The 21,246-nt window shown below is 62.7% G+C and carries 22 protein-coding genes (1 of these 22 running past the window's edge); 15 read left to right on the top strand and 7 right to left on the bottom strand.

Annotation, left to right across the window (positions count from 1 at the left end; genetic code table 11):
• The first annotated feature begins 116 nt into the window (after positions 1 to 116).
• The 4 genes from CK910_RS04165 (at position 117) to CK910_RS04150 (ending at position 2,808) form a co-directional block, all read left to right on the top strand.
• Complete coding sequence (locus CK910_RS04165) at positions 117 to 1,139, top strand: LacI family DNA-binding transcriptional regulator (RefSeq protein WP_098981092.1); 1,023 nt, start codon at positions 117 to 119, stop codon at positions 1,137 to 1,139.
• Between the two features lie 31 nt (positions 1,140 to 1,170).
• Entirely contained in the window at positions 1,171 to 2,139 is a 969-nt protein-coding gene (acuI, locus tag CK910_RS04160; RefSeq protein WP_098981091.1) for an acrylyl-CoA reductase (NADPH), read from the top strand.
• Between the two features lie 74 nt (positions 2,140 to 2,213).
• Positions 2,214 to 2,336, top strand: coding sequence for a hypothetical protein (locus CK910_RS24485; RefSeq protein WP_111589670.1), 123 nt, complete (start codon positions 2,214 to 2,216; stop codon positions 2,334 to 2,336).
• 136 nt (positions 2,337 to 2,472) lie between these two features.
• Positions 2,473 to 2,808: a DUF2799 domain-containing protein gene (locus CK910_RS04150; protein ID WP_042873408.1), complete on the top strand. Its 336-nt coding sequence runs from the start codon at positions 2,473 to 2,475 to the stop codon at positions 2,806 to 2,808.
• Between the two features lie 22 nt (positions 2,809 to 2,830).
• On the opposite strand, the gene CK910_RS04145 is transcribed toward CK910_RS04150, so the two are convergent.
• Positions 2,831 to 2,995: a hypothetical protein gene (locus tag CK910_RS04145; RefSeq protein WP_021140706.1), complete on the bottom strand. Its 165-nt coding sequence runs from the start codon at positions 2,993 to 2,995 to the stop codon at positions 2,831 to 2,833.
• Positions 2,996 to 3,098: 103 nt separating this feature from the next.
• The gene (locus CK910_RS04140; protein WP_098981088.1) at positions 3,099 to 3,530 is read right to left on the bottom strand and encodes a flagellar basal body-associated FliL family protein; all 432 of its coding nucleotides are present in this window, start codon (positions 3,528 to 3,530) and stop codon (positions 3,099 to 3,101) included.
• A 145-nt stretch (positions 3,531 to 3,675) separates the two neighbouring features.
• Here CK910_RS04140 and CK910_RS04135 point away from each other — a divergent pair, with 145 nt between their 5' ends.
• Both CK910_RS04135 and ubiA read left to right on the top strand, forming a co-directional pair.
• On the top strand, positions 3,676 to 4,212 hold the full coding sequence (locus tag CK910_RS04135; RefSeq protein ID WP_098981087.1) for a chorismate--pyruvate lyase family protein: 537 nt from the start codon (positions 3,676 to 3,678) through the stop codon (positions 4,210 to 4,212).
• A complete protein-coding gene (gene ubiA, locus CK910_RS04130; protein WP_098981086.1) occupies positions 4,209 to 5,072 on the top strand; it encodes a 4-hydroxybenzoate octaprenyltransferase in 864 nt (287 codons plus the stop codon). Before CK910_RS04135 ends, ubiA begins: the two co-directional genes overlap by 4 nt.
• A gap of 125 nt (positions 5,073 to 5,197) precedes the next feature.
• Here ubiA and plsB read toward each other — a convergent pair whose 3' ends face one another.
• Complete coding sequence (gene plsB, locus CK910_RS04125; protein WP_098981085.1) at positions 5,198 to 7,621, bottom strand: glycerol-3-phosphate 1-O-acyltransferase PlsB; 2,424 nt, start codon at positions 7,619 to 7,621, stop codon at positions 5,198 to 5,200.
• A 204-nt stretch (positions 7,622 to 7,825) separates the two neighbouring features.
• On the opposite strand from plsB, the gene lexA reads away from it, so the two are divergent.
• The 4 genes from lexA (at position 7,826) to CK910_RS04100 (ending at position 11,458) form a co-directional block, all read left to right on the top strand.
• Positions 7,826 to 8,449, top strand: coding sequence for a transcriptional repressor LexA (gene lexA / locus CK910_RS04120; RefSeq protein ID WP_042873420.1), 624 nt, complete (start codon positions 7,826 to 7,828; stop codon positions 8,447 to 8,449).
• A 465-nt stretch (positions 8,450 to 8,914) separates the two neighbouring features.
• Positions 8,915 to 9,202: a hypothetical protein gene (locus CK910_RS04110; RefSeq protein WP_098981084.1), complete on the top strand. Its 288-nt coding sequence runs from the start codon at positions 8,915 to 8,917 to the stop codon at positions 9,200 to 9,202.
• 221 nt (positions 9,203 to 9,423) lie between these two features.
• On the top strand, positions 9,424 to 10,050 hold the full coding sequence (locus CK910_RS04105) for an SCO family protein (RefSeq protein WP_043139555.1): 627 nt from the start codon (positions 9,424 to 9,426) through the stop codon (positions 10,048 to 10,050).
• A gap of 22 nt (positions 10,051 to 10,072) precedes the next feature.
• Positions 10,073 to 11,458, top strand: a complete 1,386-nt coding sequence (locus CK910_RS04100; RefSeq protein ID WP_098981083.1) for an MATE family efflux transporter — start codon at positions 10,073 to 10,075, stop codon at positions 11,456 to 11,458.
• 72 nt (positions 11,459 to 11,530) lie between these two features.
• Here the strand turns inward: CK910_RS04100 and trmL are convergent, their stop codons facing one another.
• From trmL to CK910_RS04085, 3 genes are all read right to left on the bottom strand, one after another.
• The gene (trmL, locus tag CK910_RS04095) at positions 11,531 to 11,995 is read right to left on the bottom strand and encodes a tRNA (uridine(34)/cytosine(34)/5-carboxymethylaminomethyluridine(34)-2'-O)-methyltransferase TrmL (protein WP_098981082.1); all 465 of its coding nucleotides are present in this window, start codon (positions 11,993 to 11,995) and stop codon (positions 11,531 to 11,533) included.
• An 81-nt stretch (positions 11,996 to 12,076) separates the two neighbouring features.
• On the bottom strand, positions 12,077 to 13,432 hold the full coding sequence (locus tag CK910_RS04090; RefSeq protein WP_098981081.1) for an ATP-binding protein: 1,356 nt from the start codon (positions 13,430 to 13,432) through the stop codon (positions 12,077 to 12,079).
• Entirely contained in the window at positions 13,429 to 14,124 is a 696-nt protein-coding gene (locus tag CK910_RS04085) for a response regulator (protein WP_043139547.1), read from the bottom strand. The genes CK910_RS04090 and CK910_RS04085 overlap by 4 nt, the downstream gene beginning before the upstream one ends.
• Before the next feature lie 86 nt (positions 14,125 to 14,210).
• Between CK910_RS04085 and fieF the strand changes: the two genes are divergently transcribed.
• From fieF to CK910_RS24030, 4 genes are all read left to right on the top strand, one after another.
• Entirely contained in the window at positions 14,211 to 15,122 is a 912-nt protein-coding gene (gene fieF, locus CK910_RS04080; protein WP_043139544.1) for a cation efflux pump FieF, read from the top strand.
• 8 nt (positions 15,123 to 15,130) lie between these two features.
• Entirely contained in the window at positions 15,131 to 15,910 is a 780-nt protein-coding gene (gene cysE, locus CK910_RS04075) for a serine O-acetyltransferase (RefSeq protein WP_042868480.1), read from the top strand.
• A gap of 21 nt (positions 15,911 to 15,931) precedes the next feature.
• Positions 15,932 to 17,212 carry a hypothetical protein gene (locus CK910_RS04070; protein WP_043555937.1) on the top strand — a complete coding sequence of 427 codons (1,281 nt, stop codon included), beginning with the start codon at positions 15,932 to 15,934 and terminating at the stop codon, positions 17,210 to 17,212.
• Between the two features lie 337 nt (positions 17,213 to 17,549).
• Entirely contained in the window at positions 17,550 to 17,759 is a 210-nt protein-coding gene (locus CK910_RS24030; RefSeq protein ID WP_042037447.1) for a cell division protein ZapB, read from the top strand.
• 72 nt (positions 17,760 to 17,831) lie between these two features.
• Here CK910_RS24030 and elbB read toward each other — a convergent pair whose 3' ends face one another.
• Positions 17,832 to 18,482, bottom strand: a complete 651-nt coding sequence (gene elbB, locus CK910_RS04060; RefSeq protein WP_098981079.1) for an isoprenoid biosynthesis glyoxalase ElbB — start codon at positions 18,480 to 18,482, stop codon at positions 17,832 to 17,834.
• A gap of 400 nt (positions 18,483 to 18,882) precedes the next feature.
• On the opposite strand from elbB, the gene polA reads away from it, so the two are divergent.
• Positions 18,883 to 21,246: the 5' portion of a DNA polymerase I gene (gene polA, locus CK910_RS04050; RefSeq protein WP_098981077.1), read on the top strand. The gene runs 393 nt beyond the window's last position; 2,364 of the gene's 2,757 nt are visible here — the first part of the coding sequence; its start codon is at positions 18,883 to 18,885; its stop codon lies beyond the right edge, outside the window.

Genomic DNA, 21,246 nt, shown 5'->3' with positions numbered 1-21,246 from the left:
GAGGGATTCATCTTGCCCCGTCACTTGCTCAAAGGGGGTAAAATCCGGCTTGAGCAAATAGTCAGTGCCGCACTTTTGCCTTAAAGTGAGCACCCGTATGTCGAGGAAGGGAAGGGATGTCAGAAGCGAAGAAGCGCCGTAGCACGGGTCGGGTGACCCTCAACGATGTGGCCCAGCTGGCCGGAGTGGGGGCCATGACGGTGTCCCGTGCCCTGCGCACCCCCGAGCTGGTGTCAGACAAGATGCGCGAACGCATCGACGCCGCCGTGGATGAACTCGGCTACATTCCCAACCGGGCCGCGGGTGCGCTTGCCTCCGCCACCTCCCAGACCATAGTGGTGATAGTGCCCAGCCTGACCGAGCGCGGTTGCGGCGACATGATCGCCGGGCTGCAGCAGACCCTGCTCGATGAGGGCTACCAGATCATGCTGGGTGATGCCCAGCACCTGAAGCTGCAGGAGGAGAGCCTGCTGACCAGCTTCTTGCAGCACAACCCGGCTGCCGTGGTGCTGTTTGGCGGCGATCCCGGCGAGACCATCCGCACCCGGCTGCAGGCAGCCCGCCTGCCGGTGGTGGAGGTGGGGGCCATGGCGCGCCAGCCCATCGACATGAATGTCGGCGTCTCCAACTTCGATGCCGGCTATCAGCTGACCCGCCATCTCATTGAGCGCGGTTATCGCAACATAGGCTTTCTCTGCGCCCGCCAGGAGCAGTGGATGCTGCAACAGCGCATGCAGGGCTGGCAGAAGGCGCTGCTGGACAACTACCTCTCCCCCGATGCCATCATCAACACCTCTGAGCTGCCGAGTTTCAGCACGGGCGCGGCCATGCTGGGGGAGTTTTTGTTGCGCTGGCCCGAGCTGGATGCACTGGTGTGCGTCAACGATGAGCTGGCGGCCGGGGTGCTGTTCGAATGTCAGCGTCGTCACCTGAGCGTGCCTGGCAAGCTCGCCATCGCCGGCTTCGACGATCTGGACGTGGCGCGCGCCTGTTATCCGGCGCTCACCTCGGTCCGGATCCCCTATCGCCAAATGGGGCAGGAGGCGGCCGAGCTTATCTTGCGCCAGCTGGCTGGTGACCCCGTCATGGGCACGGCCCTGACCCTGGATTTTCAACTGCAGAAGCGTCAAAGCAGCTGATCCCGTTTCACACTCATCTAAAGAGGCAACCATGTTCAAGGCTCTGTTACTGGAAAACCAAGACGGCAAGGCCACAGCGACCCTGACCCAGCTGGCCGAGAGCCAGTTGCCGGCAGGGGAGGTGCGGGTGGCGGTGAGCCACAGCTCCATCAACTACAAGGACGGGCTGGCCATCACCGGCAAGGGCAAGATAGTGCGTCAGTGGCCGCTGGTGCCCGGCATCGACTTCGCCGGTACAGTGCTGGAATCGACCGATAGCCGCTATCAGATCGGTGACAAGGTGGTGCTGACCGGCTGGGGTGTGGGGGAGGGCCACTGGGGCGGTATGGCCGAGCAGGCGCGGGTCAAGGCCGACTGGCTGGTGCCGCTGCCGGCCGGACTGGATGAACGCCAGGCCATGTGCATCGGCACCGCCGGCCTCACCGCCATGCTCTGCGTGCTGGCACTGGAAGAAGCGGGCGTCACCCCACAGAGCGGCGAGATCCTGGTGACGGGAGCCGCCGGTGGGGTGGGCTCCACCGCCGTGGCCCTGCTGGCTGCGCTGGGTTATCAAGTGGCGGCTCTGACCGGCCGTCCCGAGGAGCAGGGAGCCATGCTGACCGCCCTCGGGGCCAGTCGCATAGTACCGCGCAGCGAGCTGCTGGAGCCTGCCAAGCCGCTGGAGAAGCAGCTGTGGGCCGGGGCGATCGACACAGTCGGCAGCCAGGTGCTGGCCCAGATGAACTACGGCGGCGCCGTGGCCGCCTGCGGGCTGGCGGGCGGCTTCGATCTGCCGACCAGCGTCATGCCCTTCATACTGCGCAACGTGCGGTTGCAGGGGGTCGATTCGGTGATGTGCCCGCTGGCGCGCCGTCAACTGGCGTGGCAGCGGCTGGCGCGGGATCTGCCCGCCCGTTTCTTCGCGCAGGCGGTGACCGAGATAGAGCTGGAGCAGGTGGTGGAAGCCGCCGAAGCCATCACGCAAGGCCGGATCGCGGGGCGCACCCTGGTCAAACTTTGATCCTGCCTTGACTGGCGAGCCCCATTTTTCTGGATAGACTTTGAGTGCGGGTGCACTATCCAAGGAGAATGAGCATGGGTGGACACAAGCCGGATTACGATCTCGATGATGAATGGGAACCGGAATCCTGGGAAGAAGAGCTGGATGAATGGGAAGACGAGAGCTGGCAGGACGATGACCCTCTCGACGACCAGTAGTCCACACATTGAGCACACAGGCGGGCCTTGGGGCCCGCCTGTTTTTTTGTGCGGCTCACAGGAATGGGGACGAGCGCTTGGTCGGCGGCATCAGGCTGGCTAGAATGAACTGCCCAAACGACACTCAAGGATGATTATGCGACTCTCTGTCATAGTGTTTGCCGCCCTGCTGGGGGGCTGTGCCTCCCACTCGGATGATCCGTGCGAGAAGGTGTGGAGCGAGGTGGGGGAGGCGGATGGCAAGCTGGGCTTCACCACTGAGCGGGTCGAGTTTCACCAGACCCAGTGCGGCAAGAAGGTGGATGCCGAGTTGTGGAAGCAGGGACACCAGAAAGGACTGGCCTGGTATTGCCGGCCGGAGCACCTCTATCTGGCGGGCCGATCCGGTGGCGAATATCGCGGCGTCTGTCCCAACGACACACAGGCGCGCAGACTGTTCGAACAGGGGCGCCAGGGCTGGACCGATCAATAGCCGGCCGCGCGGATAACCTGTCTTACTCTTCTTTCAACCGCAGCGGCTGACACAGATAGCTCTTGTCATTGGCGCTGCGGGCGCACTTGCCACAGACAAACTTGGGTTTGCGCACTATCTTGCGCAGGGTCTTGAGATCGGCCGGGATCTCGCTGCGACGCCATTCACACAGGGTCTTGTTGCCCATACCGACTACCTCGACAGCTCAGTGGGGCCTAGTGTAATCAATTTTCATTTCGAACACAGCAATACGGCCACCCCTGGGTGGCCGTATTGCTTGCCTGTGTCGGTTACTGGTAGAGGAACTTGGTGAAGATAAGCTCGCGCACCGCCTTCTTGCCGGTTTCCTTCACCAGCAGCTCGTTGGCCCGGGTCTGGCACTCCTTGCGCAGCTCCTCACGGTTCACCAGCGACTTGATCTGTTCGCCGGTCTTGCTGCCCATCAGGCGTATGATGGCGTCGCGGATCAGCGGGTCGTGCTGCTCCAGCAGCTTGAGATCGGCCTCGTTCTCGGCCATCAGCTCCACAGTGACCCGGATATAGCCGAGGGTTTTGCCATCGCTCAGGTAGTTGGTGATGATGTCGGGATCCAGCAGGTGATAGAGGAAACCCGGCTTGGCGGCTTCGGCCCCTTCGGCGGGCGGCTCCTCCCCGGACGAGGCCTGCACGTGCAGGGCGCCACAGCTCAGTAACAACACCAGCAGAATTTTGAAGATCTTCATATAGATGGCTCATCAGCGGCAGATACCCCATTTTTGATGTTGCCATCGGGGCCGTCAAGCACGGATGTTCTTACAATTCTCGATTGATTTACGGATAATAAACCGGATTTTAACCTGATAACGGAAATCTCCGGATGGTGAAGCTGTGAAGTCCGAGTTGACTGTTCCCCTCGTCCAGCTCGTCCCGTGGCGGGCTCCCGCAGAGTGCGAGCCGCCAGAGGCACTGCGGCCCTGGTTGCTGGAGGCCGACTCCATGACCCGGCGCCTGCGTCGCCACAATCGCCACTTCTCGCTGCAACTGCTCGGCAATCGCAGCGTTGCCCTTGGCGCCGACGAGCAGCGGCTGGTGGCCGCCGAGCAGGCCCAGGGCCTGTGCCGCGAGGTGATACTGCACGGCGATGGGGGGCCGGCTGTGCTGGGCTGGACCCTGTTTGCCGAAGCCGCCTTGCAAGAGAGCGGGCTGCGCGAGCTGGGTGAACAGCCTTTGGGCGAGCGTATCTTCGGTGACGAGCCCGCCCGGCGCGATCACCTGCAACTGGCCTGTTTCGAGATTGCGAGCAATCCCTGGTGCCCGGCCGCCACCGTCTGGGGACGCCGTTCCCGTCTGTTTCTGGGGCAATGGCCACTGCTGGTCCATGAACTCTTCTTGCCCTCGCTGTCATCGAATAAGGAGCCGGAGTGAAGCTGTTAACCAAGGAGCGGGGACTGGCCTATGTGCAGTTGGCCCGCATCGACAAGCCCATCGGCACCCTGCTGCTGCTGTGGCCGACCCTGTGGGCACTCTGGCTGGCGGCCGATGGCCTGCCGGATCTCTGGACCCTGCTGGTGTTCGTGGTGGGGGTATTTCTGATGCGCTCCGCCGGCTGCGTCATCAACGACTATGCGGATCGCAACTTCGATGGCCATGTGAAGCGCACCGCCGGTCGACCCCTGCCCATGGGCAAGGTCAGGCCGCGTGAGGTGCTGACGCTGTTCGCCGTGCTGGCGCTCATCTCGTTCGGTCTGGTGCTGACCATGAACCCGCTCACCATAGGCCTGTCGTTTGCGGCCCTGCTGCTGGCGGTCTGCTACCCCTTCATGAAGCGCTACATTCCGATCCCGCAGCTGGTGCTCGGCATGGCCTTCTCCTGGTCCATTCCCATGGCCTATGCGGCCCAGGCCAACGCCTTGCCACTGGTGGCCTGGCTGGTATTTCTCGCCAACCTGCTGTGGACCATCGCCTATGACACCCAGTACGCCATGGTAGACAGGGACGATGACCTCAGGCTCGGCCTCAAGTCCAGCGCCATCCTGTTCGGTCGCCACGACAAGCGGATCATCGGTATGCTGCAACTGGCCACCCTGCTGATCCTGCTGGCTGTGGGTCAACTGAGCGGGCTGGGCTCCAGCTATTACTGGTCGCTGCTGGCGGCGGCGGCGCTGTTTGTCTACCAGCAGCGGCTGATCCGGGAGCGGCAGCGGGAGGCCTGCTTCCAGGCCTTCCTCAACAACAACTATGTGGGGGCCCTGGTGTTTGCCGGGGTCGCGCTCAACTACCTGTGAGCCAGCCGCGCTGACGCGGGCTGTCCGGGACGCTCACTATTCGAGAGGCGGGGGTCACCCTGCTTCCATGAAAAAGGCCGCATGCTGCGGCCTTTTTATTGCTCTGTATCTGGCTCTTCTTGAGGTCAGAGCCGGTTGCCCGCCTGTATGGTGCGCCGGATCTTGTTGCTCAGCAGCGGCACTATGTTGTCGGCCAGCGCCTGGAAGCGGCCCAGATCCGGTTTGCACTCGGGGGAGAGGTAGCCCTCCTTGCGCAGGGTGTGGATCAGGGTGCTGAACAGCTTCTGGTCGAAGAACTCGGGGGCGTTGATGCCGTGCAGGGTGCCGAGGCGCTCCGCCATCATCAGGCCGTCCGCCTCCAGCTGTTCCGCCTCGACATGGGGCTGGGCCAGCACCCGGGTCAGCACTATGGCGTAGCGTTGCAGCGTCTCCTGAATGCTCTCGGCCAGCAGCAGCAGGCGCATCTGGTTGCCCGGATTGACCCAATGGCCGCCATCGCGCGCCTCGACCAGTTGCTGGCGTTGCAGCTCGGCCAGCAGGGCATCGACCAGCTCCGGCAGCTCATCCTCTTCGTAGCGCAGGAACAGTTCCGTCTTGAGCAGCGGGTAGATGTCGACGCAACGGGCGACTATCTCGCCGCGGGAGATCCCCTCGCAACGCTCGATCAGCGCCGCCACCAGGGAGGGCAGGGCGAACAGATGGAGTATGTTGTTGCGGTAGTAGGTCAGCAGGATCGCCTGATAGCGGTCCAGGCTGATGATCTGGCCCAGCTTGTCCTCGCTCACCTCGAACTTGTTGAGCTCCATCGCCTGATCCAGCAGTGTCTTGGCATCCTCATCCGGGATTGTGCTCTGCGGGCTGTAGGGCACCTGCTTGAGCAGATCCAGATAGGTGTTGAGCTGGGCCTGCAGCTCGTCCCGGGTCAGGGCGTGGCGCTCGGCGGCCAGCAGCGCCAGGGCGCTCAGGGTCAGACCGTTGACGGCGGCGGCCCCGTTGATGCGGGTCATCAGCAGCTCGGCCAGCTGGTTGACGGTGGGCGCCATCCACTCGGGGCGCTCCTCCTGGCCTATGTCGGCCTTCCAGGCCGGCACATGTTCATTGAGGTAGCTGTTGAGGGTCAGCGGCTCGCCGAAGTTGACGAAGCCCCGGCCATAGTTGCGCAGCTTGCGCAGTATGCCGAGCACCTGCAGGAAACTCTCCTTCTCCTTGCGGCTGCCCTTGAGCTCGTTGTGGTAGGTGTTTACCTCCATCACGTGCTCGTAGCCCAGATAGACGGGCACCAGGGTGACAGGTCTGTCCAGCCCGCGCATCATGGCCTGCAGCGTCATGGCCAGCATGCCGGTCTTGGGCGGCAGCAGGCGGCCGGTACGCGAACGCCCGCCTTCGGTGAAGAACTCCACCGAGTAGCCCTTGGCAAACAGCAGGTTCAGGTATTCACGAAAGACGGTGCTGTAGAGCGGATTGCCCTTGAAGGTGCGGCGGATGAAGAAGGCACCGCCGTGACGAAAGAGCGGGCCTGCCGGCCAGAAGTTGAGATTGATGCCCGCCGCTATGTGGGGCGGCACCATGCCCTGGTGATAGATGACGTAGGAGAGCAGCAGGTAGTCCATGTGGCTGCGATGGCAGGGTACATAGACGATCTCGTGCCCTTCCTGCGCCAGCTGGCGTACCTTCTCGGCGCCGTTGACCGACAGGCCGCGGTAGAGCTTGTTCCACAGCCAGCCGAGGAAGCTCTCGCCGAGCCGGATCAACCGGTAGGAGAAGTCGGAGGCGATCTCGTCCATGTAGCCGTGGGCGCGTTTCTGCGCCTTCTCTAGGCTGATGCCGTCGCGCTGCGCCTCTTCCTCGATCGCCTGCTGGATCACGCTCGAATCCAGCAGCTGCCTGAACAGCAGGTTGCGGTTCGGCAGTTTGGGGCCGGTGGCCGCCAGCTGCTGGCGACTGAAGTGGGTGCGCGCCACCCGCGCCAGCTTGTGGGCGATCGCCTCGTCGGTGCCGTGCTTGTCGGCCATGTGGCGCAGGGAGAGCGGCGGGGAGAAGCGCACCAGATTCTCGCGACCCTTGAGGATCACGATCAGCGCCTTCTTGAGGCGGTTCGGTGCCAGGCTGCTGATGATGTTCCAGCCGGAGGCTTCCTCGCCTTCCCGGCCGGGGGCGCGGCCCCAGAACAGGGTGACGGGCACCACCTGGATATCCAGCGCCGGATCCTGCTTGTGCAGATCCAGCAGCTGGTGGAACTCCTGCAGGAAGGGCAACGGCTTGCTGCGCTTGCCAAACAGGGGAGGCGGACGGTCCAGACAGACGTAGCGCGGCAGCAACTGGCCGTTCAGCTCCAGCGGCGTGAAGGGGCCGGGCAGGCCGAGATCCTCGCAGCACTGTTGCAGCGTCATCAGGTCGGTGATCGAGCTGGTTTTCAGGGCATAGACAATGGGTCTGGCCGGATCCAGCTTGAGCTCGGTGATGGGATTTTCCGGCAGGCTCTTGTGATTGACCAAGCCACTGACCGGCCATTGCAAGATGGCTCTGGAAATCTTCTGTCCAAGGGACATGTGCGTCTGCTCTCCGAAAAAATGCGGCGTGAGCATAGCAAATCACCGGCGCCTTGTCGCCGAGAGGTACGATGAGTCGGCTGCGCAGGATCAAAACAACGGTAAATGAGCGCCAGGCCATGACAAATGTCAGCTGTGCCTTGCCTTGGCCCCAGCACTGTATATACTGCCAGTGTGCTGTATAAAAAGACAGGTGCCAATGTTATGAAACCTCTTACCCCCCGCCAGGCCGAAGTGCTGGAGCTGATCAAGGTGAACATGAGCGAGACCGGCATGCCGCCGACTCGCGCCGAGATTGCCCAGAAGCTTGGTTTCAAGTCGGCCAATGCGGCCGAGGAACATCTGAAGGCCCTGGCCAAGAAAGGGGTCATCGAGATCATGCCGGGGACTTCCCGCGGTATCCGTCTGCTGATCGAAGAGGAAGAGGTGCTGGAAGAGACAGGCCTGCCCCTGATCGGCAAGGTCGCGGCCGGTGAACCTATCCTGGCGCAGGAGCACATCGAGAGCCACTACCAGGTGGATCCTGCCCTCTTCCACCCCCGGGCGGATTTTTTGCTGCGGGTGCAGGGCATGAGCATGAAAAACATCGGCATTCTGGATGGCGACCTGCTGGCGGTCCACAAGACCCAGGAGGTGCGCAACGGCCAGGTGGTGGTGGCGCGCCTCGATGAGGATGTCACCGTCAAGCGCTTCCAGCGCAAGGGCAGCCAGGTGTGGCTGCTGCCGGAAAACGAGGATCTGGAGCCCATAGCGGTGGATCTCTCCAGCCAGCAGCTCACCATAGAAGGGCTGGCCGTCGGCGTGATCCGCAACGCCGACTGGATGTAATCACCCTCGCCATGACACGGCCTCCTGCGGGAGGCCGTGTCGTTTTTGTGTTCCTTTCCCCATGATTTCAATCAGATCCTGATATCTGCCATTTTGTCTGCGGCGAACGGCCGCAGGTGACGCATTTCAGATATATCATTTGGTAAGGCAGTGGACTCGTTGCACTGTCCCCCGAATGCTCGACAAGACGCTCTTTACCCACGTCGCAGGAACCCAGGGGCAGCAGGGATGCATGACAACAGCCTCATGTGAGCTGGACAGCAATGGCATGTGGCCGGCTCACCACAGAGAGAGGCGATATCGCGGGATAAGAAGGGAGGGTGGCCAGCATGGCGCCGACGGCAACGACCGTCCGGGTAATGAGGGCACACTCGCGCAGTCGACACGCGGCAGTCACAGGATCTGGCCACCTAGCGGTAGCAGACGATGCCGGTCGGCGTGACCTCTTGGTCAAGGAGGACAGGTATGGCTTCAAGCTCGCCATGGGATCCGGGTCTGGCATCGCCCGTTTCTTCCATCACACGGTTCATCAAGGGCAACCGGATGACCCGTTTCTATGCGCTCTGGGTGCATCACAAGGGCGCCTGCTGGACCATCTGGCTGGGCTGTCCCAAGGACAAGATAGTCCGCCTGGTCCGTCTGTTTCACAGCCATCACGACAGGGGACCGGCGGAGGCTCCCTGGACGGCCCCCGTCATACCGCTCCGCGCCCTGGCCCGTCGCCCCCATGAGCGGCGCAGGCTGCAACCCTGATAGCCCCGCGTGCTGCTGACAGCCCCACCCTGACGGTGGGGCTGCTGTTTTCTGGCCTTGTTCGCCCGGCGGCCTGCCCATAGCGTCATCCCCTGACCGAAGTTGGATGCCGAATCGGCATCCGGTAGATGGGATGGTCCGGTCCGGGATTGGCTGGGTTACAATGGGTCATCCATTCGGGCCCGGTCTGCGGGCATGTCGAAGTGAAAGGGTCTGTTGTTATGGTTAAACCGCGTTACCCCTTGCTGTTTCTGCTGCTGGTCGGGGGCATGATGGCCGCATTCTACTGGAACCAGCCCTCCCTGCCCGAGCAGGCCGACTACTACCCGGCGGGGCGGGACATCAACCCGTTTGCCTTCACCGACGAGGACGGTCAGCCCTTCGTCCCAGCCAGTCTGGTGGGGCACTGGACCTTCCTGTTTGTCGGTTATACCTTCTGCCCGGATATATGCCCGACCACGCTGGCGGATCTGCGCTCCGTCTACCCGGCGCTGAAGAAGATCGCACCCGAGAGCCAGGTGGTGTTCATCTCGGCGGATCCGCAGCGGGATGACGTGGCTCGCCTCAAGACCTACACCGCCTTCTTTCACCCCGAGTTCAAGGCGGCAACCGGCTCCCATGACAAGCTGTTCCCGTTTGTGCGCAATCTGGGCCTCATCTACTCCATCGCCGATCAGGGGGAGAAGGAGTACCTGATAGACCACTCCGCCTCCATAGTGCTGATCAACCCGGAAGGCAAGCTGGAGGCCGTGTTCCGTCCCCAGATGAGCGAGGGGCAGGTGCCCCATGTGGTCATGGCGACCCTGGTCTCCGATTTCGCCAGAATCGTGCGACTGGAAGGCGAGTGATGCCGGACGAGCGTCGGTTGCCATGCTGATCCCGCCCTGGTTGAAAGATGGCCGGCGCCATGGCGCCGTGTTTGCCCTGGCCTTGCCCATGGTGCTCTCCAATATCACCACCCCCTTGCTGGGGCTGGTGGACACCTGGGTGATCGGTCATCTCGGCCAGGCCTGGTTCCTCGGCGGCGTCTCGGTCGGGGCTACCCTCATCAATCTCATCTTCTGGCTGCTGGGTTTCCTGCGCATGTCCACCACTGGGTTGACCGCCCAGGCCCATGGCGCCGGCAGCCCGCACAGCCAGCTCGACACCCTGGCACGGGCGCTCGGCCTCGCCGTCGGACTGGGGCTGGCCCTGCTACTGCTGTTGCTGCCCTTCCTGCCTTCGCTCATTGCACTCGGTGGCGGCTCTGCCGAGGTACAGGGCTATGCCGGCGAATATGTGTCGGTACGGATCTGGAGCGCGCCGGCGGCACTCTGCAATCTGGTGATCATGGGCTGGCTGCTGGGCATGCAGGATGCTCGCAGCCCCATGCTGCTGCTGATCTTCACCAACCTGGTCAACATGGCGCTGGATACCTGGTTCGTGCTGGGGCTGGGCTGGCAGGTGAAAGGAGTGGCCGCCGCCTCGCTGCTGGCAGATTACAGCGCCCTGGGGGTCGGGCTCTGGCTGGTGAGCCGTCATCTGCGCCGCCTCTCGCCCGCGGTGTGGCAGGGGGCCTGGCAGCGCTGGCGTCAGTGGCCGGCCTTGCTGAGACTGCTCAGTCTGAACCGGGACATCTTTGTCCGCTCCCTCTGTCTGCAGCTCTGTTTCGCCTTCATGACCTTGCAGGGGGCGCGGCTGGGCGACGTGGCGGTGGCCGCCAATGCGGTGCTGCTCAATTTCCTGATGCTCATCTCCTACGGGCTGGACGGCTTTGCCTATGCGGTGGAGGCCATGGTGGGCCGCGCCATAGGCCGGCGGGATCGGCAGGGGCTGCGCGAGGCCATAGTGCTGAACCTGGGGTGGGCGTTATTCATAGCAATGGGTTTCAGTCTGCTGTTTGCGGCGGGTGGCAGTCGGCTCATCGCCCATATCACCGACATTCCGGCGGTGATCGCCGAGGCGAATCGCCAGCTGCCCTGGCTGATCGTCATGCCCTTGCTGGCGGTCTGGTGTTTCCTGCTGGATGGGGTCTTCATAGGCGCGACCCGGGCCCGCGAGATGCGCAACAGCATGCTGGTGGCGGTACTGTGCGGCTTCTTCCCCATCTGGTGGCTCTGTCAGGGCTGGGGTGTGGCCGCCTTGTGGGCCGCCATGGGGGCGCTGATGGCGGGGCGGGGTCTGACGCTGGGGTGGCTGTGTTGGCAACTGGAGCGCGATGGTCGCCTGTTGCTCTCACCCCACGGCATGGAACAGGCCGAGGGCGAGCCGTCATAGCCTGGCAGGCATGATCCTGTTGTGAGGGCTGACCCATCACAGGGACGGCATCACCCGGTGGCGGCCAAGAGCCTAGAGGGATCCCTCATAGCCCAGCTGGCGCCAGCTCTCATACACGAATACCGCCACCGCATTGGCGAGGTTCATGCTGCGGCTCTGGGGCAGCATGGGGATGCGCAGCCGCTGCTCGAACGGCAGACTCTCGATGAGATCCGCAGGCAGGCCACGGCTCTCCGGGCCGAACAGCATGGCGTCGCCGGGGGCAAACTGCACGGCCGAATGGGCGGTTCTTCCCTTGGTGGTGCAGGCGAATACCCGCCTGGGCGCCACCTCGGCCAGAAAGACGTCATAGTCAGGCCAGCGCTTCACCTCGGCAAACTCGTGATAATCGAGCCCGGCCCGCTTCACCCGCTTGTCATCCCACTCGAAACCCAGCGGCTCTATCAGGTGCAGCCGGTAGCCGGTGTTGGCGCAGAGACGGATGATGTTGCCTGTGTTGGGCGGGATTTCCGGTTGGTAGAGCACTATGTCGAGCATGGCGGGATCCTGATGGGGGCCGAGATTGGGGCGAAAGGGGCGCCAGCATACCCAGCGCCCGGGTGGATGAAAAGAGGCGACTCAGCCGATGGGCAGGCGGATGGTGATGGTCAGCCCGGCTGGCTGGTTGCTGCTGGCGCGTATGGTGCCACCGTGGCGCTGGATCGCCTCCGAGGCGATGGCCAGCCCCAGCCCGGTGCCGCCTGTCTTGGCGTTGCGGGCATCATCCACCCGAAAGAAGGGCAGGAACAGCTGGGCCTGCTGCTCCACAGGCACGCCGGGGCCATCGTCGCGTATGGTCATCACCCACTCCCGTCCCTCCCGATACCAGTCCACCTTGATGAACTCGCGGGCGTATTTGAGCGCGTTGCGCAGCGGATTCTCCAGCGCCCGCGCCAGCAGCTCGGGCCACATCCGGATCGACTCGGTCGGCAGGGGCGGCAGCCGCAACTGCTTGCCGCTCTGGTTTGCCTCGAACATGGCGTCGTCCAGCATGGGCTCCAGCAGATCCGCCAGCGGCATCACCACGGGCGCCTCCACGTGTTGCTGCACCCGTGACAGGTCGAGCAGGTCGCCGATCAGCTTGTCGAGCCGGCCTATCTCTGACTCTATCCGTGCCAGCTCGCTGCTGTCCCCCTGCTTGCGCCGGATCAGCGCCTGCGCCAGCTGGATGCGGGTAAGCGGGCTGCGCAGCTCGTGGGAGATGTCGGACAACAGCTGCTTCTGCTTCTGGATCATGTTCTTGAGGGTATCGACCATGTGGCTGACGTGATCCGCCAGCTGGCCGATCTCGTCGCGCCGCCCCAGGTTGGGGATCTGCATCTCCAGGTTGCCCTCCGCCAGCTGGGAGACAGACCGCTGCAACTGCAGTATGGGGCGGGTCAGGCGCCAGGCCAGCAGCAGGCAGAGCGGGGTGCTGACCAGCATAGCGATGCCCAGGATCTGGATCGGGTGATCCAGGATCTGGATGAACAGAAATAGGTAGGAGTTTTCGACATTGAGGCCGAAGTAGACGTGATAGATCTGGCCGCGATGCTCCATCTGGAAGGGGCCGGCGATGGCCCGCTTGTGCTCGCTGCCCAGCATGGGCTTGGCCGGGTTGTCCGAATCGAGCATGAAGCGGACCACGAACTTGCTCAGGCGAGTGGTGGACTGCATCTGGCCTTTCTCATCGCGCAGATAGATGTTGTCCACCGGCAGCAGGCCCGCCGCATCTATGGCCTGCACCAGATCGAAGTCATGATCGGGATCCGCCCCCTTCTGCAACGCCTTCAGGTTGTTGTTCATCCTGGTCATCTCGTGCGCCGGCAAGGGGATGATGTTGCGGGGATCCAGGGTCGGCAGTATCACCACGGCCGCCAGCACCACCAGCAGCATGAGCCAGAACCAGAGGAAGATCTGGGTGGAGAGGCCATTGAAGGTGCGGGCCGTGCTCATGCCTGTTCCAGCCACAGGTAGCCGCGGCCGCGCACCGTCTTGAAGCGGGGCTGGCCATCGGTGCGCTCCGGCAGCTTCTTGCGCAGGTTGCTCAGGTGCATGTCGATGGCGCGATCGAAGGGCTCCAGCTTCTTGCCGAGCACCTGCTCGGAGAGATGACTCTTGCTGATGATCTGGCCTGGGTTGCGCAGCAGGCACTCCAGCAGCCCGAATTCGGTGGCGGTGAGCTCCAGCAGCTGATCGCCGCTGCTGGCCTGTTGCAGGCCGGGTTGCAGCACCAGATCCATGAAGCGAAGCTCTTCGGATGTGCCGCCGCGCTGGGGCTGGGCACTCTGGGTCCGGCGCAGTATGGCGCGCACCCGGGCCAGCAGCTCCCTGTCATCAAATGGTTTGGCGAGATAGTCGTCGGCACCGGCTTCCAGCCCGTTGACCCTGTCCTGGCTGTCGCCACGGGCAGTCAGCATCAGCACCGGGGTATCGTGGGTCTTGCGCAGCCTGGTCAGCATGGCGAAGCCGTTGAGCCTGGGCATCATCACGTCCAGCAGCACCAGGTTGAAGTCCTGCTCGGCCAGTCGCAGCAACCCCTCTTCGCCATCCTCGGCGACTGTGACCTGGAAGCCTTCCAGAGTCAGAATTTCGGTGAGCAGCTGGGTCAGCTCGAGATCGTCGTCGACCAGGAGTATTTTGTGCATCTGAAGTCATTCCGCTGATTTTTCGCGCCAAGCCGGCGCAGGGGTCAGGGTATAATAGATTTTTAACCGCAAGAGGAAAGCCGGTTTTGAGCCATCAACAATATTCCCGCTGGGTGACGCTGGCCAGCATGGCCGCCGTCACCACGGCTACCCTGCTGATCACCGGCAAGCTGATCGCCTGGCTCATGACGGATTCATCGAGTCTGCTGGCGTCGCTCACCGACTCCTTCATGGATGTCAGCGCCTCCATCATCAACCTGCTGGCCATTCGCTATGCGCTGGCGCCGGCCGATGACGAGCACCGCTTCGGCCACGGCAAGGCGGAGTCGCTGGCGGGCCTCATCCAGTCCGCGTTTATTTCGGGCTCGGCCCTGCTGCTGGTGATGCACGGCATCTCCTCCCTGCTCAACCAGGCGCCCATACTGCGGCTCGAAGCGGGTCTCTGGGTCAGCGGCGGCTCCATAGTGCTGACCCTGCTGCTGGTCAGTTTCCAGGGCTTTGTCATCCGCAAGACCAACAGCGTGGCCATCAAGGCCGACATGCTGCACTACCGTTCCGACCTGCTGCTCAACGGCGGCGTCCTGCTGGCGCTGGTGCTGGCGGGGCGGGGCTGGTTCTGGGCCGATGGCCTGTTTGCCATCCTGATCGGCCTGTTCCTGCTGTGGGGCGCCATCCATATCGGCTATGAGTCGGTGCAGGCGCTGCTCGATCGTCAGTTGCCAGCCGAAGAACAAGCGAGAATAATGGCTCTCTGCTGTGACGTCGAAGGTGTCCACGGGGTGCATGATCTGCGTACCCGTCAATCCGGTCCGACCCGCTTCGTGCAGTTGCATCTGGAGCTGGATGACCAGCTCCCTCTGGTCAAGGCCCATCAGATCGCCGATGAAGCCGAACTGGCGGTGCGTCAGGAATTCGAGCGCATGGATGTCATCATTCATATGGACCCCATCTCTGTGGTGCACAAGGAACAGCAAGGCACTCCATCAGAACAACAGTAGGCTGCAACATGGATGATCTGGTTGCCAAAACCTGGCAAAAAATTGAGCGAGAAGCGGCATGCATGGTGACCGAAGAGCCCATGCTGGCCAGCTTCTTTCATTCCACCATTCTCAATCACAAGAACCTGCGCTCGGCCCTCAGCTTCCAGCTGGCCAACAAACTCGACAGCGCCACCATGCCTGCCATCGCCCTGCGCGAGGTGATCGAGCTGGCCCTGCGCAGCGAGCCCGAGTTGCTGGCGGCAGTGGCGGCCGATATCTGCGCCGTGCAGGAGCGTGACCCTGCGGTCGATCTCTTCTCCACCCCGCTGCTCTACCTCAAGGGCTTTCATGCCCTGCAAGGCTATCGGGTTGCCAACTGGCTGTGGCGCCAGGGGCGTCGCTCGCTGGCACTCTACCTGCAAAACCAGATCTCGGTGGTGTTCGGGGTCGATGTGCATCCGGCGGCGCGGATCGGCAAGGGCATCATGTTTGACCATGCCACCGGCATAGTGGTCGGCGAGACGGCGGTGATCGAGGACGATGTCTCCATCCTGCAGAGCGTGACCCTGGGCGGTACCGGCAAGGAGAGCGGCGATCGCCACCCCAAGATCCGCGAAGGGGTCATGATAGGGGCGGGCGCCAAGGTGCTCGGCAATATCGAAGTGGGGATGGGCGCCAAGATAGGTGCCGGCAGCGTGGTGATCAACCCGGTGCCGCCGCACACCACAGTGGCGGGCGTACCGGCCAAGATAGTGGGCCGCCCGGAGTGCGACAAGCCTTCGCTGGATATGGATCAGTGCCTCTGATCCCCTGACCGAGACGATTCGATGGCCAAGCGCTGGTCAGGTTATCTGATCCTGGGGATGTGGCTGCTCAACCTGCTGCACCTCTATCTGGGATTCTCCCCCTGGCCTGCGGCCATCGCCGCCTGGGCCGCCTCCCTGCTCACCTGGCCCTGGCTGGTGGGGGCGGCCAAACGGCAGGCCCTGGCCCTGTACGGGGCCGCGCTTGCGCTGCTGATCTTCTCCTGGTGGCGGGGCGCCAGCCTCAACCCGGGCGACTGGCTGCTGCCCAACATCAACATGCTCACCATGTTTGCCGCCGTGAGCACCCTCAACCTGGCGACGTCAGGCCTGCTGACCGGGACTGCCTCCTGGTCCGGCCGCAAGGGGCTGTGGAGCACCATGGCCAGCCTCAACCTGCTGGGTGCCGTCATCAACCTCTCCGTGCTGTTCATCATCGGCGATCGGCTGGAGCGGGGCGGCACCCTGGAGCGGCGTCAGGTGATGGTGCTGAGCCGGATCTTCTGTGCCGCCGCCTTCTGGTCCCCCTTCTTCGTCGCCATGGCGGTGGCGCTCACCTATGCCCCAGGTCTGCAACTGTCGAGCATACTGCCGTTTGGCGTGGTCGCCGCGCTGCTGGCGATGGGACTGACCGCCTGGCAGGTGGAGCGACTCGGGGTCGAGGACTTTGCCGGCTACCCGCTGCGGTTGCAGACCCTGGGGCTGCCGGTGGCCTTGGCGCTGCTGGTGCTGCTGATCAAGCAGATCTGGCCAGCGCTCGGCATTTTGGCGGTGATCGCCCTGGTGGCACCGCTGCTGGCGCTGCTGTTCATGCCCAGAGCCGGGCGAGGCGCTGCCCTCAAGCGGCAGGTGGTGGAGCGTTTCCCCGCCATCGGCGGTCAGCTGGTGCTGTTTCTGGGGGCCGGTTTGCTGGCCGCCGGCATCAACAGTGCGCTGTCGGTGCTCGAACTCGGGGGCGAACACGGGCTGCCGTTGTTCAACCATTTCGGCTGGCTGGAGTCATCCCTGACTCTGCTGCTGATCCTGCTGGTGGCCATCGTCGGCGTGCATCCGCTCATCAGCATCTCCGGGCTGGCGCCGCTGCTCTGGCCGCTGGCGCCGGATCCCAGCCTGCTCGGCATGTGTTTTCTGCTGGGGTGGGGGCTGGCGACCGGCACCAGTCCGCTCTCTGGCTCCAACCTGGCGCTGGCGTCCCGCTACAACCTGAGTGCCGGCTTGATCCTGCGCTGGAACCTGCTCTACGGCCTGTTGATGTACGGGGTCGCCTGCCTGTTGCTGGGGGCTTATATCACGCTGCACAGCTGACGGGGTAATCTGGCGGCGCGGTATGGATTCGAGATTGGATGCCTGTTGCCGGGGGCTTGAATCACGCCGCATGGCTGACGGGATAATCTGGAAACCGGGTTCGACGACATGCCCGTGGTCACTGCCTCGACGAAGGGTTGTCTGTTGGTTGTCAGGGTCTTGTCGCGGTCCGGGCGCAGGATGCGAGAAAAACAGACGCATATTTAGGCAATACATCTATGGAAGGCGCATTTTACAGCGCACTGGCTTGTTTGTGCCGATGCCCTCAGGGTATGCTGGCTTCACGCGCTTGAATCGCCCTCTGTGGGGCATCGCAATTGAACATACAGGTATGCATATGTCACTAGAAGTCCTTGAGCAACTCGAATCCAAAGTACAATCCGCCGTCGACAACATCTCTCTGCTGAAGATGGAGCTGGACGAGCTGAAAGAGCAAAACGGCAAGCTGCAAGACGAAAACCATCAGCTGCGCAACGAACACGTTGCCTGGCAGGAACGTCTGCGCGCCCTGCTGGGCAAGATGGATCAGATGGGCGAAACCATCTAGTCTGCTGCCGGTTGGCAACATTGAAAACGGGCCGCTCCATGAGCGGCCCGTTTGTTTGTGACGGGTAGGGGATCAGAGGGTCAGCAGCTGTTTGACCGTCTTCTCGATGCCGTCCGCCGCTTCGACTATGTTGTTGGCCAGCATGTAGGCGGGGGTGGAGATCACCTTGCGCTCCTGATCCACTACGAACTCGTTGACCGGGCAGTTGAGATGGCTGCCGCCCATCGCCTCTATGGCGTTGGCGGTGCCTTCGTCATGGCCTATGGTGGCCAGGGTGCCGGCGCCGTAGATGAGCGGTATCATGGCCGGCGCGATGCAGATGTAGGCTGCTGGCTTGCGGGCATTGGCAAAGCTTTGACACGCTTTCAGCACATCCGGCTGGATCTGGCACCCGGCGCCCTTGGTGGCGAAGTCGCACAGGTTCTTGGCCGCCCCAAAGCCGCCGGGCACCAGCAGGGCGTCGTAATCGGCCGCATCCAGCTCGGCCACATCCTTGATCTGGCCACGGCAGATGCGCGCCGCCTCGACCAGCACGTTGCGGCTCTCCCCCTCGCTGACGTCACCCGTTAGGTGGTTGACCACATGCAACTGCGCCACGTTCGGGGCGAAGCATTGGGTGGTGGCGCCATGGCGGGCCAGCGCCAGCAGGCTGATGACGGCTTCATGGATCTCGGCCCCGTCAAACACGCCACAGCCACTCAAAATCACGGCCACTTTTTTCATGGCAAACTCCTCGTTGTTGAAAATGTGAGCCAGGATAGATTGTTGTACTTTTGTATGGTTATCGCTCGCCATCCGCTGGTCAAGTCATCTCGCTGTGCTAGGATTGTTTCGTTTTGGATCCTGCCGTACTTACTCCCTTAAATCTTTTTCCACATTGATCAAGATCATTCCAACAGTCTCATGATCGGTTTTTACGATCTCAATGTGCTGTTTTATATGGATTTTATATTTTTTGTGCACAGTTTTATCACTGTGGCTCATACTGCGCCCCATTTTTGAACACAGACTTATCCACAGCTTGAGTCCCCTTGGCTGCCCGCTTAGGGGGCTGCTGCACCCCTTGGTGTGAGGGGGGCCCTGTGGCATCCTAGCGGCTGTTTATCTCTGGCAGGACGATTTCATGGCCCCTAGCAACCCCCTTATTCTGGTCGACGGCTCTTCTTATCTTTACCGCGCCTTCTTCGCCTCCCAGCAGGCCGATCTGCGCACTTCGACCGGTTTGCCGAGCGGCGCCGTCCGTGTCATGGCCAACATGATGCGCAGCCTGCGCAAGCAATACCCTGACTGCCATGTGGCCGTGGTGTTTGACGCCAAGGGCAAGACCTTCCGCGACGACATCTATCCCGAGTACAAGGCGACCCGTGCCAGCATGCCGGACGATCTGCGCAGCCAGGTCGCCCCCATCCACCAGATGATCAAGGCGATGGGCTTCCCCTTCTTGATGGTCGAAGGCGTCGAGGCCGACGATGTGATCGGCACGCTCGCCCGCCAGGCGACCGAGAAGCAACTGCCTGTGCTGATCAGTACCGGTGACAAGGACATGGCGCAGCTGGTCTCAGATCACGTCACCCTGATCGACACCATGAAAGATGTTAAGACCGACAGGGAAGGGGTGATCGAGAAGTTTGGCGTGCCGCCGGAGCTCATCATCGACTATCTGGCCCTGATGGGTGACAAGGTCGACAACATCCCCGGCATGACAGGCGTCGGCGAGAAGACGGCGCTGGCCCTGTTGCAGGGGATCGGCAGCATAGACGAGATCGCCGCCAATCTGGACAAGGTGGCGGCCCTCGGCTTCCGCGGTTCCAAGGCGTTCGCCGACAAGTTCCGCGAGCAGGAGGAGCAGGTGCGCCTCTCTTATCTCCTGGCGACCATCAAAACCGATGTCGAGCTGGAACAGAGCCTGGAACAGCTGTTGCTCAAACCGGTCGACAAGGAGTCCCTGCTGGCCGTCTATCGCGAATATGAGCTGCGCAACCTGATCAAGGAACTGGAGTCCGGTGGCGAAGAGGGTGCCGGTCCGGAAGAGGGGAGCGATGATACGGCTGCCCCCGTTGCCGCCATCGAAACCGACTACCGCTGCATTCTGGACGAGGCCGAGTTTGACGACTGGCTGGCGCAGTTGCAGGCGGCGCCGCTGTTCGCCTTCGATACCGAAACTACCAGCCTCGACTACATGGAGGCGCGCATCGTCGGGGTCTCCTTCGCCGTCGAAGCGGGCAAGGCCGCCTATGTGCCCTTTGGTCACGACTATCTGGGGGCACCGGTGCAGTTGACCGAAGCCGTGGTGCTGGGCAAGCTCAAGCCGTTGCTGGAAGATCCGACCCGTCTCAAGGTGGGTCAGAACCTCAAGTACGATCGCAACGTGCTGCTCAACCACGACATCGACCTGCAGGGTATCGCCTACGACACCATGCTCGAGTCCTATGTGCTCAACTCCACCGCCAGCCGTCACGATATGGACTCGCTGGCCAAACGCTATCTCGGGGTCGAAACCACCTCGTTTGAAGATATCGCGGGCAAAGGGGTCAAGCAGCTCACCTTCAACCAGATCGAGCTGGAGCAGGCCGCCCCCTATGCGGCGGAAGATGCCGATATCACCCTGCGTCTGCACCAGACTCTGTGGGGACAGCTGGAAGCCGTGCCTGGCCTGTGCCAGGTATTCAGCGACATCGAGCTGCCGTTGCTGCCGGTGCTGGCGCGGATGGAGCTGCTCGGGACCACCATAGATCCCAAGCTGCTGCATCAGCAGAGCCAGGAGATAGAGCTGCGTCTGGCCGAACTGGAGCGTCAGGCCCACGAGCTGGCCGGGCAGGAGTTCAACCTCTCCTCACCCAAACAGCTGGGGGAGATCCTCTTCACCAAGCTGGGGCTGCCGATCATCAAGAAGACCCCCAAAGGAGCGCCGTCCACCGCGGAAGAGGTGCTGGCCGAGCTGGCCGAGACCTACGAGCTGCCGCGTCTGCTGATGGAACACCGCACGCTGGCCAAGCTCAAGTCCACCTATACCGACAAGCTGCCGCTGATGATCAAGCCCCAGACCGGGCGGGTACACACCTCCTATCATCAGGCGGTGGCGGCCACCGGCCGTTTGTCCTCCTCTGACCCCAACTTGCAGAACATCCCGGTGCGCAACGAGCAGGGGCGCCGGATCCGCCAGGCCTTTATTCCTAGCGCCGGTTACAAGCTGGTGGCGGCTGACTACTCCCAGATCGAGCTGCGCATCATGGCGCACCTCTCCGGTGACAAGGGGCTGCTGACCGCGTTTGCCGAGGGTAAGGACATCCACAAGGCAACGGCTGCCGAGGTGTTCGGGGTGGCGCTCGATGCGGTTACCACCGACATGCGCCGCAGCGCCAAGGCGATCAACTTCGGCCTCATCTATGGCATGAGCGCCTTCGGTCTGGCCAAACAGCTGGGGATAGGTCGCGCCGAGGCGCAGAAGTACATGGATCTCTACTTCGAACGCTACCCGGGCGTGCTG

The organism is Aeromonas sp. CA23 (assembly GCF_002587065.1).
In the GTDB taxonomy this organism is placed as follows: domain Bacteria; phylum Pseudomonadota; class Gammaproteobacteria; order Enterobacterales; family Aeromonadaceae; genus Aeromonas; species Aeromonas bestiarum.
This window is presented reverse-complemented; position numbering and strand designations above follow the sequence as displayed.